Origin of the sequence: Sphingobacterium sp. Ag1 (genome assembly GCF_000988325.1) — a bacterium.
Lineage (GTDB): Bacteria > Bacteroidota > Bacteroidia > Sphingobacteriales > Sphingobacteriaceae > Sphingobacterium.
In genome coordinates, this window is sequence record NZ_LBGU01000027.1 from 19,829 (window position 1) to 34,384 (window position 14,556).

Below are 14,556 nucleotides of genomic sequence, written 5' to 3' on the forward strand. Positions count from 1 at the left end.
CTGACCGACGGGAAAAATTTTGTACAACATGAAATTAACATTAGGATTTTCTCCATGTCCAAACGATACATTTATTTTTGATGCATTGATTCATCATAAGATAGATACCAAAGGACTGGATTTTGAGGTGGAATATCAAGATGTGGAGACCTTGAACCTGAAAGCTTTTCAAGGCGATCTTGACATTACCAAGCTGAGCTATCATGCCTTTGCCTACGCTGTTGAAGATTATGAGTTGCTCGATGCAGGGAGTGCTTTAGGATTTGGTGTAGGGCCTATGCTGATTACGAAGGATCCGAAATTAGCAAAATTGCTGCAGCAAAAATTAGATCGGGCCGAAAGTTTAGATGGGTTTAATCAATTGAAAGTGGGGTACCCAGGGAAATATACCACAGCTAATTTTTTGTTAAGCCTGGCATTCCCCGAATTAAAAAATAAAGTAGAACTTGTTTTTTCGGATATTGAAGGAGCTTTACTGGATGGATCCATCGACTTAGGGTTGATTATTCATGAAAATAGGTTCACCTATGCCGAAAAAGGACTGCATAAGGTGGTGGATCTGGGTGAGTATTGGGAGAAGACGACAAAATTTCCGATTCCTCTTGGAGGAATTGTCGTAAAACGTAGTCTGCCACAAGAAGTGAAGGAGACGTTGAATACGATTTTGAAAGAAAGTGTAGAATTTGCATTTGCCAATCCGAAATCTGGGCTTGAATTCATTCGTGCACATGCACAGGAAATGAGTGAAGAGGTGATGTACAAGCATATTGAACTTTATGTCAATAAATATTCAGTAGCATTGGGGCTTGAAGGACGTGATGCAATTACGAAGATGTTTGAAAAGGCACAGGAACTGGGATTCATTCCGCATTCAGACCGTAAGTTGTTTTTATCATAAATTGACTGTCGGTTTAAAGCTCATATTGCTCAGAAAAACTTCACGTCAAGATGGCGTAAAAGGGGATAAATAGGTAGAGGATTCTTGCAGGCTGTAAGGAACTGACATTTTCAATAAAAATAACGTAAAAAAAATGGATGTAAGCTGTTAGATATCATATCTAATAACTAAATTTGCCCGATTAGTGTCAAATTGTCTGCAATTTTACTTTGGAGTCATTATTGTACAAAATCTTAAGTTGAGATAGAAAAAAAATTATGTTAAAGTTTTTAAGTAAATTATTTGGAAGTAAATCCGAGAGAGATATCAAGGGAATTCAGCCTGTGGTAGACCAAATCAAAGCTGAATATGAGAAGCTTTCAAATCTAACCAATGACGAGTTACGTGCCAAGACCGTTGATTTCAAAGAAAGAATTAAAAATTACCTAGCCGATATTGACCAAGAAATTGACACGCTTAAAAAAGAAGCGGATCAAGATGAGGACGATATGGCAAAGAAAACTTCTATTTACGAGCAAGTGGACAAATTGTCCAAAGACCGTGACAAGAAGTTGGAAGAGGTATTGAAGGATATTTTGCCGGAGGCATTTGCCGTGGTAAAAGAAACTTCAAGACGTTTGACAGAAAACGAAGAATTAGAAGTTACTGCCAACGATTTTGACAGAGAATTGGCTGTTTACAAATCAAACGTTATCATCAATGGTGATAAGGCGATTTGGAAAAACAAATGGATGGCTGCAGGTACTGAGGTCACTTGGAACATGGTACACTATGATGTCCAATTAATCGGTGGTATTGTATTGCACAGTGGTAAAATTGCCGAGATGGCAACCGGTGAGGGTAAAACGTTGGTAGGAACATTACCGACCTATCTAAATGCTCTTTCTGGTCAAGGCGTACACATTGTAACGGTGAATGATTACCTTGCTCGTCGTGACTCGGAGTGGAATGCTCCGTTATTTGAGTTCCATGGGCTATCTGTTGACTGTATTGATAAACATCAGCCGAATTCCCCGCAACGTCGTAAAGCTTATCAATCGGATATCGTATATGGTACGAATAACGAGTTTGGTTTCGATTATCTACGTGATAATATGGTTCAGACTCCGGACGCATTGGTGCAAGGAAAATTACACTTTGCCATGGTCGATGAGGTTGACTCCGTATTGATTGATGATGCCCGTACACCATTGATTATCTCAGGTCCGATTCCTCGTGGCGATCAACACGAATTCTACCAATTAAAACCACGTATCGAGCGTTTGGTGCATGTACAGAAAGCGTACATCAATACCGTCTTGAATGATGCTAAAAAAGCGCTGGCGGCAGGTGATTCTGACGTTGAAGGCGGCGGTTTGGCATTATTAAGAGCGTACAGAGGTTTGCCTAAAAATAAAGCATTAATCAAGTTCTTAAGCGAAGGCGCTAATCGTTCGATCTTACAAAAAGTAGAAAACTACTATATGCAAGAGCAAAATAAAAATATGCCTAAAGTAGATGCAGAACTTTATTTTGTGATTGATGAAAAGAACAACCAAGTAGAATTGACAGAAAAAGGTATCGAGTTGATTACAGCAACAGGCGAAGATCCTTCATTCTTTATTTTACCGGATGTTGGTACTGAGATTGCTGAAATTGAAAAGTCTTCGTTGACTTTGGAAGAAAAGGCAGCTCAGAAAGAAGATATGTTGCGCGATTATTCGATTAAAGCAGAGCGTATCCACTCGATCAACCAGTTGTTAAAAGCATATACCTTGTTTGAAAATGATGTTGAATATATCGTTGATGAAGGTAAAGTGAAAATTGTCGATGAGCAAACAGGTCGTATCATGGATGGCCGTCGTTACTCAGATGGTTTGCACCAGGCGATCGAAGCAAAGGAGAATGTGAAAGTAGAAGATGCGACACAAACTTACGCAACGATTACATTGCAAAATTACTTCCGCATGTACCACAAACTTTCGGGTATGACGGGTACAGCGTCGACAGAGGCCGGTGAGCTTTGGGAAATTTATAAATTGGATGTCGTAGAAATTCCGACAAATCGTGGAATCCAACGTGATGATCGTCAAGATTTGATCTATCGTACGGCCCGTGAAAAATACAATGCTGTAGCTGAAGAAATCCAACGATTGACAGAGCAGGGACGGCCAGTATTGGTCGGTACCACATCGGTTGAAATTTCGGAGTTATTGAGCCGTATGCTTCAATTCCGTAAGATCAAGCATAACGTATTAAATGCGAAGTTACACCAAAAAGAAGCTGATATCGTCGCTGAAGCTGGACGCCCAGGACAAGTAACCATCGCGACGAATATGGCTGGTCGTGGTACGGATATTAAATTGACCGAAGAAGTTAAAAAAGCTGGTGGTCTTGCCATTATCGGTACCGAAAGACACGAATCTCGTCGTGTTGACCGTCAGTTACGTGGTCGTGCTGGTCGTCAGGGAGATCCAGGTTCTTCGCAATTCTTCGTTTCTTTGGAAGATAACTTGATGCGCTTATTCGCTTCAGAGAGAATCTCTAACATCATGGTGAAAATGGGTGTTGAAGAGGGCGAGGTGATGCAACATAGTATGTTGACCAAATCCATCGAACGCGCACAGCGTAAAGTGGAGGAGAATAACTTCGGTATCCGTAAACGTCTATTGGAATATGATGATGTAATGAACTCCCAACGTACCGTAATTTATTCGAAACGTAAAAATGCTTTGTTTGGAGAACGTTTAGACGTGGATTTGAACAACATGATTTTTGATGTTGCAGAAGAAATTGTCGTTGAAGCAAAAGAGCAAGGTAATTACGAAGATTTCCAAATCGAAGTAATCCGTATTTTTGCGATCACACCAGAAATTACAGCAGAAGAATTTGCACAGGGTAAAATTGAAGGCTTGACTGATCGTCTATTTGAGCATGCAATTAACGCTTACCACCATAAAATTGAGGCCGTTGGTGCTTTGACAGTTCCTGTATTGAATAATGTGTATGCGGAAAGAGGTCAGATCGTCGAAAATGTCGTTATTCCATTTACGGATGGTATCCGTGGCATTCAAGTTTCGGCGAATTTGAAAAAAGCCATCGAAAGCAACGGTAAAGAAGTTTTCAAATCTTTTGAAAAAGGAATCGTATTGGCATTAATCGATGAGGCTTGGAAAGAGCACCTGCGTGAAATGGATGATTTGAAACAATCCGTTCAAAATGCTGTTTATGAACAAAAGGATCCGATTATCATTTATAAAATGGAGGCATTTGATTTGTTTAAATCGATGTTGGCTTCAATGAATAAGGATGTCGTTAGCTTTATTTTCAAAGGAGAGATCCCTGGTCAAGAACCGACTTCTATGCAAGCGAGACAAGTACAGCAGGCTCCAGTAAAAACGATTGAAACTAAAGCTGAATTGGCTTCACCTACAGGTGTGAGTGAGGAGGATGTGAATGAAGGTCCAAAAGAACCTGTTCGTAATGAGAATACTGTTGGACGCAATGACGAATGTCCTTGTGGTTCAGGAAAAAAATATAAAAATTGCCACGGCGCAAATAACTAATCGATAAGAAAGGTTAAACTATGCTGAAGAGAGGATTGATTTTCATACATGCACTTGTGTTGTTTGCGCTAGTTCAGGTAAACGCACAAGAAAAAGGTGGAGTAATTGTAACCAAAGATTCATTGATTACACAGCTTCAAAATTTCAGGGCAGCTATGGGGATCAATCCTGTCGAAAGCAAAGCGACAGTAGTTCCTGCTAAACCCATCGTCCGCTCCGCGGCGACGCGGGTCAAAGTAAGGGGATTCCGCGTACAGATCTTTGCTGGATCGAATCGGAATCAAGCATTTTCGGAGCAGACACGTTTCCGAAGCATGTATAAAGATATTGATACCTATATCACCTATGATGAACCCAATTATCGCGTCAAGGTAGGTGATTTTAGAAGTCGCTCTGAAGCAAATGCCTTCATGCGCGAATTACGTCAATATTTTAGCAACGTCTTTGTTTTTTCGGAGAACGTTTTTGTATATCAATAAATCAATCAACCTTATGGCAAGTACGAAAGAAAAAGTCCTGGCCTTAGCTCATCAATATTTTGAAGATACGGTTTCCAATCGTAGACATCTTCATCAGAATCCTGAACTTTCCTTCGAAGAATACAATACCTCGGCATTTGTAAAAGCGCAATTGGATGAATTGGGAATTCCTTATGAGGCTAAAGCTGATACGGGCATTGTCGCTTTAATTACTGGTGATCTCCCTTCAGATGAAGTTATCGCGTTACGCGCAGATATGGATGCTTTACCAATTCAAGAAGTGGAGGGGCGCTCATATGGATCCAAGACCCCAGGAGTGATGCATGCCTGTGGTCATGATGTACATACCTCTTCTCTTTTGGGGACAGCTAAAATATTGCATAGCCTGAAAGCCGAATTTGGAGGAACGATCAAATTGATCTTCCAGCCAGGTGAGGAGCGCTTACCCGGAGGAGCTTCCTTAATGATCAAAGAGGGCGCTTTGCAGAATCCTGCCCCTTCAGCTATAATAGGTCAGCATGTGATGCCCTTTATTGAGGTTGGCAAGGTTGGTTTCCGTGAGGGAAAATATATGGCTTCCTGCGATGAGCTGTTCATGACAGTCAAAGGCAGGGGCGGGCATGGAGCACATCCGCATCAAAATATTGATCCAATTGTTATTACAGCGCAGATCATTACTGCTTTGCAGCAGATTGCTAGTCGATTTGCAGATCCGCGTACCCCGACTGTGCTATCTTTTGGAAAGATTATGGCCAATGGAGCCACAAATATTATTCCTGATCAGGTTTATCTGGAAGGTACATTTCGCACATTTGATGAGGGATGGCGTGCTGAAGCGCATGCGCGCATGGTGAAAATTGCTGTGAGCATTGCCGAAAGCATGGGAGCGACTTGTGAATTTGAAGTGCGTAAGGGATATCCTTTTCTAATCAATGAGCCCCAATTGACAAAAAGTGCACGGACATTTGCGGAAGAATATCTCGGAAAAGAAAATGTTGTAGACTTAGATCTATGGCCTGCCGCGGAGGATTTTTCCTATTATTCACAAGAAATTAATGCTTGTTTCTATCGTTTGGGTACAGGCAATGCAGCACGTGGTATCTCTTCAGCTGTCCATACGCCGACCTTTGACGTGGATGAGACTTCTTTGGAGATTAGTACGGGGTTGATGGCATACATTACCTTGCGTAGGCTCGGTTATTAAATTATATATGTCATCTCATCACATTGTTCGAGAGAATCAGGAACCTGCATTACTGATTGAAAACCTTTTCCTCATCGACGAAGAGGGCTTGGGGCAGTTGCTGGAATGGAGCCCCACAATTGTCATTGAGGCGGAAACCATCGATTTATTGGATGCGCGTGGTTATAAGTTCGATATCGTTTTTACAAAAAAGTCCATTAACGATTCACAGGAAAATTTAAAGATCATTTCCTATGATAATGATTTTCTAAAGACGGCGATAGAATACCTGATAGCTCATCAATACAAAGCGGTGAATATCCTGACTGATCAGCTTGATGTGGCTTATTACCGGCCCTATTTGGAGCAGATTAATATTGTGCTGATCACGAAGGGCGTCCGCTATTGTTTTGTAACAACGGGCTTCACCAAATGGAAGCCTACAGGGGAGAGAATCCGAATTGAGGGGCTTGATGCTGATGAAAAAAACACGCACGAAGGCTTGATTAAGATCAATGACAACGAATACGAAATGGAAAAAGACGGCTTATTTGTCCTTAAATTTTCCCATATAAAATACATTTTAATAGGAGAAAAGATTGCATGATAACAATAGAATTGGCAGAACAAAGCGATATCAGAAGCATTTCAAATATGGCGCATAGTATTTGGCCTGTTACTTATGGAGAGATACTTTCACAAGATCAAATTGACTTTATGCTCGAAAAAAGCTATACCGTTGAGGGACTTGCAGAAAGTATGGTTAATGGCCAATTTTTTTATGTCTTGAAAGAAGATGGTATCGGTCAGGGATTTATTGCCTTGCGAACTCTTGAGGATCGTGTACGTATTGAAAAGCTCTATTTGATGCCCAATGTGCAAGGAAAAGGCTTCGGAAAGGCGCTGATAGACTTCGCTTCAGAAAAAACCATCTTAAAGGGTAAAGGGATTCTTGAATTGAACGTAAATAGAAATAACCCTGCTTACCATTTCTATTTGAAGCAGGGCTTTGAGGTCATTGAAACGATTGATATTCCTTATTATGATTATGTTCTAAACGATTATGTCATGCAAAAAGAAGTAAAAGCTTAGGCCTGTCGCCTAATCTTTTAGTTTTTCGACCCGTGAAGGTGTTTGTTTGCCTGTTACAATTCCCGAGGTGCCTATGGCGATCGCTTCTATACTGGAAATGATATTCTGAACATTTAATGTAGACACTTCATCTTTTACGGTATGGTAATATTCATCCTTATCCATTTGGGATGTTGAAAATGAATGCGCAGGCACACCTTTGGCTGCCAATACCGCATTATCGCTTCGATAAAAGAGATTTTGTTTGGTATATGGATCAGGATAGAATCGGAAATTTGTGTTTTTTAAATTTTCCTGCATTAATTCACCAAGATTCGACTGATCGTATCCTGTAATATACACTGTATTGGGACCGAATTTGGAATCTTTTCCGATCATTTCCATATTGATCATGGCCACGACCTGATCGGCATCGATGTGGTTGGAAAAATATTTTGAGCCATACATGCCCAGTTCTTCTGCCGTAAAAGCGACGAAAATAAGGGTCCTTTCATTATTATTTTGTTTTTTGTAGTAATCTGCAAGGGTCAGCATTGCGGTCACGCCCGAGGCATCGTCATCTGCGCCATTGGCAATAGAATCTTGGCCTACTGCCTGAAGGATGCCAATATGATCGTAATGTCCCGAAAAGATAACGTATTCGTTCGGTTTACTTTTTCCGGGGATGATTCCGGCCACGTTAAATAAGGGGAAATTTTGAAGTTTCCGTTCAATATGAATTTGAAAAGTTTGGGGTTTCTCCGCTGTTAAAAGGTAGACAATTGATGGTTTTTGCCTGGTGGATTCCTCTATAAATTTAGGGGAGTTGAGCATCTGACCGAAACGGACAAAATAGCTTTCAAAGGAAGGATCTACCAATACAAGTGTATTTTCTTTGGCTAGAGAATGTTCTCTAAATACTTTCGCAAAATCATCGCCCGATTTTATTTCGACAATGTTATGGGTGTTTGTATTGTCCCACTGTAAATTCACGTGATTTCCAAGTGAAATAATATGGTCAGCTGGGATCAGCTGCTTATTGATGGTTGCGGATTTGCTTACGGGAGAGATTTTATCCAATTGGAATGTTTGCCTGTAATTTTGTTCTGCGTAGGGGCTGAGGCCTATTCTCTTCATTTCGGCAGCGATAAAATCTGCAGCTGGTTCGATGTCTTTTGTCAAAGCCGATCTCCCCCGCATATCGTCGGCGGCTAAGGTATGGAGTATGCGGCTCACATCTTGGCGTTCCTGCTCGGAAATAACTTGCTGTCCATAGCTTACTGCCGAGAGTGCAAGTAAAGATATAGACAGTATAATTTTAGGTATTGAATTCATATAAAGCTTAGTAAAGTCTGGGTGAAGATAAGGAAAATTCTACAAGCGAATCGTGCAGACAATAAACTTCCTAAAATGACCCATTTCAAATGATCCGATGACAGGCAAAACCCATCTAACATTTCTAATGCCGTTATTACACTAAAAAATGAGGCTATTCTTAGCAACATCAACTGATTTTGAGCATCCATGAAAGCGAACACTTTCGGAAAAAATGTAGTATATTTGACTATTAAATTGTTTGAAAATGAAAGAAGTATCTGTACAAGAATTAAAGAATAAAATCGATAACAACGAAGATTTTCAGTTGATAGACGTTCGTGAATCCTTTGAGTATGAAGTATCCAATTTAAATGGATTGAATATTCCACTTTCAGGTATACTGATCGAAGCTGATAAGATTGCGAAAGATAAACCTGTTATCGTACAATGCCGTTCTGGAAAACGTTCTGCACAGGCGATTATGTTATTGGAACAACAGGGTTTTGAAAATCTTGCAAATTTAAAAGGCGGAATTTTAGCTTGGAAAGAGGAAATCGATCCAGAGTTAGACGTTTATTAAGATGAAAAATTTGGAGCATCAGACTAAGCAAGCTTTCTTGTTTAGTCTTGCTTTTTATAGCGTAGCTATTTTAGCGCGATTATTTAACCTTGGTATATTCCCCATATTAGGTAGCCTTTCCATTCTATTGTCTCTCCTATGGGTAATATTGGTTCTACGGGAAATCATGCTTTCGAGGACAATTTCTAACACAGAAAGGATGCTGATGGCTTTGACAATTGTTTTATTAAACATTGTTGGTGGAGCATTCTATTTCTTTGGCGGATGGAGACAGCGGGTATTGGGATTAATAAAAAAGTGATATGTTAAAGTATTTTTTTCTAAATATAGTGTTGAGTTTGGCTATTGTATTTTTAGTTTACAGTGGTTTTGAAGGGTATAAGGCCGGCAACATGCTGGTAACGGGATTATCCATCGCCTTTCTGGTGGTTTTGATCTATCTCCGTGTTGTTTTAAGCAAGCGGGTTCGATCACTTATTCAGCAAAAAGAAAGCGGTAAACAACAACCTACTACAAAACAAAAGAAGAAGTAATAAAAAAAGCCTGCTTTAAGCAGGCTTTTTTTATTACTTCACAAATGGTGGTTTTGTTACTTTTGCTTTTATTTTTTGATTGCGGATTAGAATGAAGATCTCGGTGCCGTCTTTTGAAAAGGCTGTATCCACATAACCTAAACCGATTGATTTTTTCAATGTTGGTGATTGCGTACCTGAAGTCACACGTCCAATTACATTTCCATCAGCATCAGCGATTTCGTAATCATGACGAGGAATACCTCTGTCAATCATTTCGAAACCAACAAGCTTTTTCTTTAGACCAGCTTCTTTCTCTGCTTTAAGTGCTGCGGAATTCACAAAGTCTTTTGTAAACTTGGTGACCCAGCCTAAACCGCCTTCTAAAGGAGATGTATTATCGTCAATGTCATTTCCGTATAGACAGAAACCCATTTCCAGACGTAAAGTATCACGGGCACCTAAACCAATTGGTTTGATTCCATAAGCTTTACCGGCTTCGAAAATAGCATCCCATACTTTTTGGGCATCTTCATTGGCTACATAGATTTCAAAACCTCCAGCTCCCGTATATCCTGTTGCGGAAACCAACACATTTTCTACGCCCGCAAATGTACCTTTTGCAAAGGTATAGTATTCCATTGGAGCTAATTCGATGTCTGTAAGCGATTGAAGTGCATCCGCAGCCTTAGGACCTTGTACCGCAAATAAAGAGGTTTGATCAGAGATATTTTTCATCTCCACACCAGCTGTATTGTACTTGGAGATCCAGTTCCAGTCTTTCTCAATATTTGACGCATTTACAACCAAAAAATATGTCTTATCGTCTATACGGTAGGTTAGGAAGTCATCAACTACACCGCCAGTTTCATTGGGGATATAAGCATATTGAACTTTGCCATCGTATAATTTTGACACATCATTGGAAGAGATTTTTTGAAGTAGATCCAGGGCTTTTTCCCCTTTTAGGATGAATTCACCCATGTGGCTTACATCAAAAACTCCTACACCTGTGCGAACTGTTTCGTGCTCATCATTGATGCCTGTGTATTGTACGGGCATGTTGAAGCCTGCAAAGGGAACCATTTTTGCTCCTAAAGCAATGTGCGTCTCCGAAAGGGCAGTATTTTTTAACATAAAAATTAAGTTTTAATCAGCTACAAATTTAATAAAATATACGTGATTCCTCACTGTGAATCCATTTTAGAACAATCGATTTAATTGCTTACCCGGAGCGAATAGATGGTCATATAATCATCTTCGCTATCGGTATCTTCACATAGCAGGAACATTAGGCCTTGGGCCGTTTCCTCTTTCAATGTGATTCCTTCAAATTTATGCTTTTCGGGAATTTCGAATGTCTCGGGTTTGCCGGAAAGATCGGAAGGTATTTTTCCAAGAAGAGAACCACTGATTTCTCCATCCAGATAAGTCGATTTTGCATTTTCGGCAGTAGCAATAAAATAGATTTCATTTCCAACCAGGGTCGCATCTGAGAAACCTGTCGATATACCATTGAGCTTGGGTAGTTCAATCGGGATACAGCGGGATTGTTCGGCAGCAAGCGGATGATACTCTAAAATGGCATTTATGCCTTTAGGGCCATTTCCCCGGTTAAAAAATAAGATCTTATCTTTTAAATGAACTACGCCTTCAATATTGAAGTCTTCTTTGGAAATATTGAATTTTTCCATTAAGGAAGAATAGATGTTACTGTAGTCTTCCTGAAGGACTGTTTTGCCGTCCCAAATAAAACGAGTGTTTCTGTTTGGGGTAGAACCAGAACCATAGAGATAATAGCGGCTTCCATCGAAAGTGATCGATTCCAAATCCATTTTAGCTGCTTTAGCCCTATTTTCCATTGGATCAGACTGCCGTAGTGCCGTTTTTGACAACTTTTGGTCTGTGATACTATAGCTGTAGATATAATTGCTATTGTCAGAAACGATATGGATTTGCCTATCCTGATAGACAATACCAGAAGCTGCGGTAATACCGGATATGCTGATAAAGGCTTCGAGAATCAATTTTAACATATCGCGTTGAGGTTTAATATTTCCAATACCCGGATGAAATCGGGTTGTAGGGGCGCTTTGATATGAACGTCTTCGCCCGATAAAGGATGTTTAAAGGTCAGCTCCGAGGCATGCAATAGCATGGTATCCATTTGGTAGGCTTCTTTCCAGAACTTGTTTTGTTTATTGCATCCATGCGGGCGATCGCCGATAATGGGATGAAAGATATGCGCAAAATGGCGACGTAACTGATGCATACGACCTGTAATTGGGTTGGCTTCGACGAGACTGTATCGTGCTGTCGGAAATTTTCCGAAGGGAACGGCCAACTCGCCTTGAGCAAGTAAGCGAAAAGATGTTTGTGCTTCCTGAACGGTGCCATCGTCCCTTTTTAAGGGATAGTCAATCAGGCCTTCTGCTGGCGCGAAGCCCCTCAGAACAGCGAGGTATTTTTTGTTGATCTTACGCTCCTGAAAACTTTTTTGTAAGTATTGGTCCGTCTCCTTGTTTAATGAAAATAACAGAATGCCTCCGGTCTTCCGGTCCAAACGATGTGCGGGATAAACGGTTTTTCCTAATTGGTCCCGAAGGAGCTGTAGGGCAAACGCTGAAGCATCGCGCGCAATAGCAGATCGGTGCACCAATAGTCCATGTGGTTTATTGATTGCAACGATGGATTCGTCTTGATAAAGTATTTCTAAAGGCATGTTAAATCTTTTTCAATGCAGCAATAATTTCGTCGGCCTTTTCATCAATTTTTGGGCTCAGCCAGATGTATTTAAAAGCTCCGCCACCGATAATCTGTTCTGTACCCTGCCATTTTATTTTGGTTAGCGAAAACAAATAGTAGTTGTCGACCACAACGGAACTTTGGATAAATTTATCGACGATGTCATTTCCGAAGAGCTGCATCCCCAATCCGAAAAACTCTTGATCTTTCGCATGAAGCTGGCTTTTCAATAGCTGTTCAGCTTTCGCGCGTACAACCTTTTCGTGTTCCTCTTTGCTTGGGTTAGTCAAAATTGCGGCCAGCATGATGACGATCAAAATCAGTGAAAATATTCTTTTTTTGCTCATTTTAAATTTGAGATTAAGTTCTGGATGTCATAACACGATGACTATCGCGATCAAAATTATTAAATAGATATTAGATATGGGCAACTGTTTTAAGAGAAATGCGAAGGATTCTGCCCTATAGGTGAAGCAAGGAGGTTTATTTAGAATCCGAGGGTATTCAATAGCGAGAATGCCCAAGAGAACAACGTCCAGATAAGATAAAATGTAACACCGATGAATAAGAAGAAGACCGTTAGAATACTGATGATTATACCGATACCCGAGCCTGAATGCTTGCCTTCGTAGTAATGTTGTCGTAATAATTTGATGTTCTTTTCATTGGCCTTGCTAAAAAAATCAAAAAAGTTTCCGAGGAAAGGAATGCTACCCAAAACGGCATCAATCGAGATATTGAGCAACATGCGTATGACTAATTTTGGACTGGCACCGTTACGCCACATGGCTATGACAAGAACCAGGGAAGTTCCGAAGCCCGCTATCGCGCCACCTAAGGGGATGAGATTCAAGACTGGATCCAGTCCGAAGCGAAAGTTTCCAATCTTGAATTGATTATCCATTAACCAAGATATTCGGTCAATCCAACCGAAATCTTGGTCAATTTGTTTTAATTTATCTGCTGGAGTTTTTTCCCTATGCATGATTACAATAACTCAAATGAAGCGCTGATTTCACTCGTAACTTTCATCGGTCTGATATTTAAATCTAACCCACTGTCACCAGCGCTGTCTGCTGCTTCGGCCATAGCACCTTTATACATGGCATTACGCATCATCGGTTGTACGCCAAATATAATTTGTTGTGGTGTTTCAGATAATACGATCGCTTTACCAATTTTTTGGCCTGCGGCTTCTGCCAAAATTTGAGCATTGACTTTTGCATCCAATACCGCCTTGGTTTTTAAACTTTTTTCCAACTCCTTTTTCTTTGAATAATCATATTCGCTAATATAGGTGCTTTGGATACCGGCTTTGTCAACACCGTCTAATAGTTGGCCCAAATTGTTCAAGTTGGTTACCTTAATACGGTATTGTCTGGAGAGCAAGATATCGGTGTCTTTTTTCTTTTTATCCGGAACATTATAGCTCCAGATATTCTGGATGGTAAAATCTTCTTTTTTTACACCCGCTTTTGTCGCCGAATCGAACAGATCTTTTTCTAGCTTTTCTATTGCGGCCTTTTTCTTCGTGTTACCGTTCTCATAAAACTCTTTTAGGGTAACATCAATATAGATAATATCTGGTGTTACTTCTTCTTCTGCACGGCCTACCGTAGATACAAATTCTTTATTAACCATTTGTTGCGCGTTTACTTGGGTCATCAAACCTAAAAAGGCTAGTCCTAATAGTATTTTTTTCATATTTTTCGTCTTTAACTTTTTATAATAATACGATTGCCATTATCGCATTGCTACAAGATTGGAGCCAAAGTTTATGAAAAAGTTTAACGGATAAAAAAAATAAAAAGGTTAAGATTTTTGATTTTATTTCTCTACCTTTAGGGAAATTAATAATATAGTGCCATGCAAGAAGGTAAAGTAAAATTCTTTAATGAGACCAAAGGTTTCGGTTTCATCATCCCTAACTCAGGCGAGAGCGAAATTTTTGTTCACGTTTCTGGATTAGTAGACAAAGTTCGTGAGAATGACAATGTATCTTACGAAGTTGAACAAGGCCGTAAAGGTCTTAATGCGGTAAATGTAAGAGTTATCTAATTAGATTCAAGATATATTTATTGTGAAAAGGCCTATGCGAACAGCATGGGCTTTTTTATTTTATGGGAAATCTGGCTCTTAGAAAAGGATATTCTGCGACAGGGCGTGTTTACTTGCTTGAGTAAATAATTTGGACTGATAATTGTAATAGGATATTTAAAAATAGTT

General features: G+C 40.0%; 17 protein-coding genes. 10 read left to right on the plus strand and 7 right to left on the minus strand.

Annotated elements, in window-relative coordinates; genetic code table 11:
- Positions 1 to 28 precede the first annotated feature (28 nt).
- From AAW12_RS05325 to AAW12_RS05350, 6 genes are all read left to right on the plus strand, one after another.
- Complete coding sequence (locus tag AAW12_RS05325) at positions 29 to 898, plus strand: menaquinone biosynthesis family protein (protein ID WP_046672578.1); 870 nt, start codon at positions 29 to 31, stop codon at positions 896 to 898.
- 257 nt (positions 899 to 1,155) lie between these two features.
- Positions 1,156 to 4,443 carry a preprotein translocase subunit SecA gene (secA, locus tag AAW12_RS05330; protein ID WP_046672579.1) on the plus strand — a complete coding sequence of 1,096 codons (3,288 nt, stop codon included), beginning with the start codon at positions 1,156 to 1,158 and terminating at the stop codon, positions 4,441 to 4,443.
- A gap of 20 nt (positions 4,444 to 4,463) precedes the next feature.
- Positions 4,464 to 4,922 carry an SPOR domain-containing protein gene (locus tag AAW12_RS05335; protein ID WP_046672580.1) on the plus strand — a complete coding sequence of 153 codons (459 nt, stop codon included), beginning with the start codon at positions 4,464 to 4,466 and terminating at the stop codon, positions 4,920 to 4,922.
- A 13-nt stretch (positions 4,923 to 4,935) separates the two neighbouring features.
- On the plus strand, positions 4,936 to 6,126 hold the full coding sequence (locus AAW12_RS05340; protein ID WP_046672637.1) for a M20 family metallopeptidase: 1,191 nt from the start codon (positions 4,936 to 4,938) through the stop codon (positions 6,124 to 6,126).
- A gap of 7 nt (positions 6,127 to 6,133) precedes the next feature.
- Positions 6,134 to 6,712, plus strand: a complete 579-nt coding sequence (locus tag AAW12_RS05345) for a hypothetical protein (RefSeq protein ID WP_046672581.1) — start codon at positions 6,134 to 6,136, stop codon at positions 6,710 to 6,712.
- Positions 6,709 to 7,197, plus strand: a complete 489-nt coding sequence (locus AAW12_RS05350) for a GNAT family N-acetyltransferase (RefSeq protein ID WP_046672582.1) — start codon at positions 6,709 to 6,711, stop codon at positions 7,195 to 7,197. The genes AAW12_RS05345 and AAW12_RS05350 overlap by 4 nt, the downstream gene beginning before the upstream one ends.
- A gap of 9 nt (positions 7,198 to 7,206) precedes the next feature.
- Here the strand turns inward: AAW12_RS05350 and AAW12_RS05355 are convergent, their stop codons facing one another.
- Positions 7,207 to 8,511 carry a M20/M25/M40 family metallo-hydrolase gene (locus tag AAW12_RS05355; RefSeq protein ID WP_046672583.1) on the minus strand — a complete coding sequence of 435 codons (1,305 nt, stop codon included), beginning with the start codon at positions 8,509 to 8,511 and terminating at the stop codon, positions 7,207 to 7,209.
- Between the two features lie 247 nt (positions 8,512 to 8,758).
- On the opposite strand from AAW12_RS05355, the gene AAW12_RS05360 reads away from it, so the two are divergent.
- The 3 genes from AAW12_RS05360 to AAW12_RS05370 are packed head-to-tail and all read left to right on the plus strand — an operon-like array spanning position 8,759 to position 9,606.
- Positions 8,759 to 9,073, plus strand: coding sequence for a rhodanese-like domain-containing protein (locus tag AAW12_RS05360; protein WP_046672584.1), 315 nt, complete (start codon positions 8,759 to 8,761; stop codon positions 9,071 to 9,073).
- A gap of 1 nt (position 9,074) precedes the next feature.
- Positions 9,075 to 9,374 carry a hypothetical protein gene (locus AAW12_RS05365; RefSeq protein WP_046672585.1) on the plus strand — a complete coding sequence of 100 codons (300 nt, stop codon included), beginning with the start codon at positions 9,075 to 9,077 and terminating at the stop codon, positions 9,372 to 9,374.
- A gap of 1 nt (position 9,375) precedes the next feature.
- Positions 9,376 to 9,606 carry a DUF6358 family protein gene (locus tag AAW12_RS05370; protein WP_046672586.1) on the plus strand — a complete coding sequence of 77 codons (231 nt, stop codon included), beginning with the start codon at positions 9,376 to 9,378 and terminating at the stop codon, positions 9,604 to 9,606.
- A 33-nt stretch (positions 9,607 to 9,639) separates the two neighbouring features.
- On the opposite strand, the gene gcvT is transcribed toward AAW12_RS05370, so the two are convergent.
- From gcvT to AAW12_RS05400, 6 genes are all read right to left on the minus strand, one after another.
- Positions 9,640 to 10,722, minus strand: a complete 1,083-nt coding sequence (gene gcvT, locus AAW12_RS05375; RefSeq protein ID WP_046672587.1) for a glycine cleavage system aminomethyltransferase GcvT — start codon at positions 10,720 to 10,722, stop codon at positions 9,640 to 9,642.
- 80 nt (positions 10,723 to 10,802) lie between these two features.
- Positions 10,803 to 11,621: a DUF6929 family protein gene (locus tag AAW12_RS05380; protein WP_046672588.1), complete on the minus strand. Its 819-nt coding sequence runs from the start codon at positions 11,619 to 11,621 to the stop codon at positions 10,803 to 10,805.
- Positions 11,615 to 12,307: a pseudouridine synthase gene (locus AAW12_RS05385; RefSeq protein ID WP_046672589.1), complete on the minus strand. Its 693-nt coding sequence runs from the start codon at positions 12,305 to 12,307 to the stop codon at positions 11,615 to 11,617. Before AAW12_RS05385 ends, AAW12_RS05380 begins: the two co-directional genes overlap by 7 nt.
- 1 nt (position 12,308) lies before the next feature.
- The gene (locus AAW12_RS05390) at positions 12,309 to 12,677 is read right to left on the minus strand and encodes a DUF4359 domain-containing protein (protein WP_046672590.1); all 369 of its coding nucleotides are present in this window, start codon (positions 12,675 to 12,677) and stop codon (positions 12,309 to 12,311) included.
- Positions 12,678 to 12,817: 140 nt separating this feature from the next.
- Entirely contained in the window at positions 12,818 to 13,315 is a 498-nt protein-coding gene (locus AAW12_RS05395) for a DUF4112 domain-containing protein (protein ID WP_046672591.1), read from the minus strand.
- Between the two features lie 2 nt (positions 13,316 to 13,317).
- Positions 13,318 to 14,034: an SIMPL domain-containing protein gene (locus AAW12_RS05400; protein ID WP_046672592.1), complete on the minus strand. Its 717-nt coding sequence runs from the start codon at positions 14,032 to 14,034 to the stop codon at positions 13,318 to 13,320.
- Positions 14,035 to 14,196: 162 nt separating this feature from the next.
- On the opposite strand from AAW12_RS05400, the gene AAW12_RS05405 reads away from it, so the two are divergent.
- Positions 14,197 to 14,388 carry a cold-shock protein gene (locus AAW12_RS05405; RefSeq protein WP_046672593.1) on the plus strand — a complete coding sequence of 64 codons (192 nt, stop codon included), beginning with the start codon at positions 14,197 to 14,199 and terminating at the stop codon, positions 14,386 to 14,388.
- The last annotated feature ends 168 nt before the right edge of the window (positions 14,389 to 14,556 follow it).

Bases quoted from the DNA above. Each gene is read 5' to 3' on its own strand.
- AAW12_RS05325 (WP_046672578.1), top strand. From the start codon at position 29: ATGAAATTAACATTAGGATTTTCTCCATGTCCAAACGATACATTTATT.
- secA (WP_046672579.1), top strand. From the start codon at position 1,156: ATGTTAAAGTTTTTAAGTAAATTATTTGGAAGTAAATCCGAGAGAGAT.
- AAW12_RS05335 (WP_046672580.1), top strand. From the start codon at position 4,464: ATGCTGAAGAGAGGATTGATTTTCATACATGCACTTGTGTTGTTTGCG.
- AAW12_RS05340 (WP_046672637.1), top strand. From the start codon at position 4,936: ATGGCAAGTACGAAAGAAAAAGTCCTGGCCTTAGCTCATCAATATTTT.
- AAW12_RS05345 (WP_046672581.1), top strand. From the start codon at position 6,134: ATGTCATCTCATCACATTGTTCGAGAGAATCAGGAACCTGCATTACTG.
- AAW12_RS05350 (WP_046672582.1), top strand. From the start codon at position 6,709: ATGATAACAATAGAATTGGCAGAACAAAGCGATATCAGAAGCATTTCA.
- AAW12_RS05355 (WP_046672583.1), bottom strand. From the start codon at position 8,511: ATGAATTCAATACCTAAAATTATACTGTCTATATCTTTACTTGCACTC.
- AAW12_RS05360 (WP_046672584.1), top strand. From the start codon at position 8,759: ATGAAAGAAGTATCTGTACAAGAATTAAAGAATAAAATCGATAACAAC.
- AAW12_RS05365 (WP_046672585.1), top strand. From the start codon at position 9,075: ATGAAAAATTTGGAGCATCAGACTAAGCAAGCTTTCTTGTTTAGTCTT.
- AAW12_RS05370 (WP_046672586.1), top strand. From the start codon at position 9,376: ATGTTAAAGTATTTTTTTCTAAATATAGTGTTGAGTTTGGCTATTGTA.
- gcvT (WP_046672587.1), bottom strand. From the start codon at position 10,722: ATGTTAAAAAATACTGCCCTTTCGGAGACGCACATTGCTTTAGGAGCA.
- AAW12_RS05380 (WP_046672588.1), bottom strand. From the start codon at position 11,621: ATGTTAAAATTGATTCTCGAAGCCTTTATCAGCATATCCGGTATTACC.
- AAW12_RS05385 (WP_046672589.1), bottom strand. From the start codon at position 12,307: ATGCCTTTAGAAATACTTTATCAAGACGAATCCATCGTTGCAATCAAT.
- AAW12_RS05390 (WP_046672590.1), bottom strand. From the start codon at position 12,677: ATGAGCAAAAAAAGAATATTTTCACTGATTTTGATCGTCATCATGCTG.
- AAW12_RS05395 (WP_046672591.1), bottom strand. From the start codon at position 13,315: ATGCATAGGGAAAAAACTCCAGCAGATAAATTAAAACAAATTGACCAA.
- AAW12_RS05400 (WP_046672592.1), bottom strand. From the start codon at position 14,034: ATGAAAAAAATACTATTAGGACTAGCCTTTTTAGGTTTGATGACCCAA.
- AAW12_RS05405 (WP_046672593.1), top strand. From the start codon at position 14,197: ATGCAAGAAGGTAAAGTAAAATTCTTTAATGAGACCAAAGGTTTCGGT.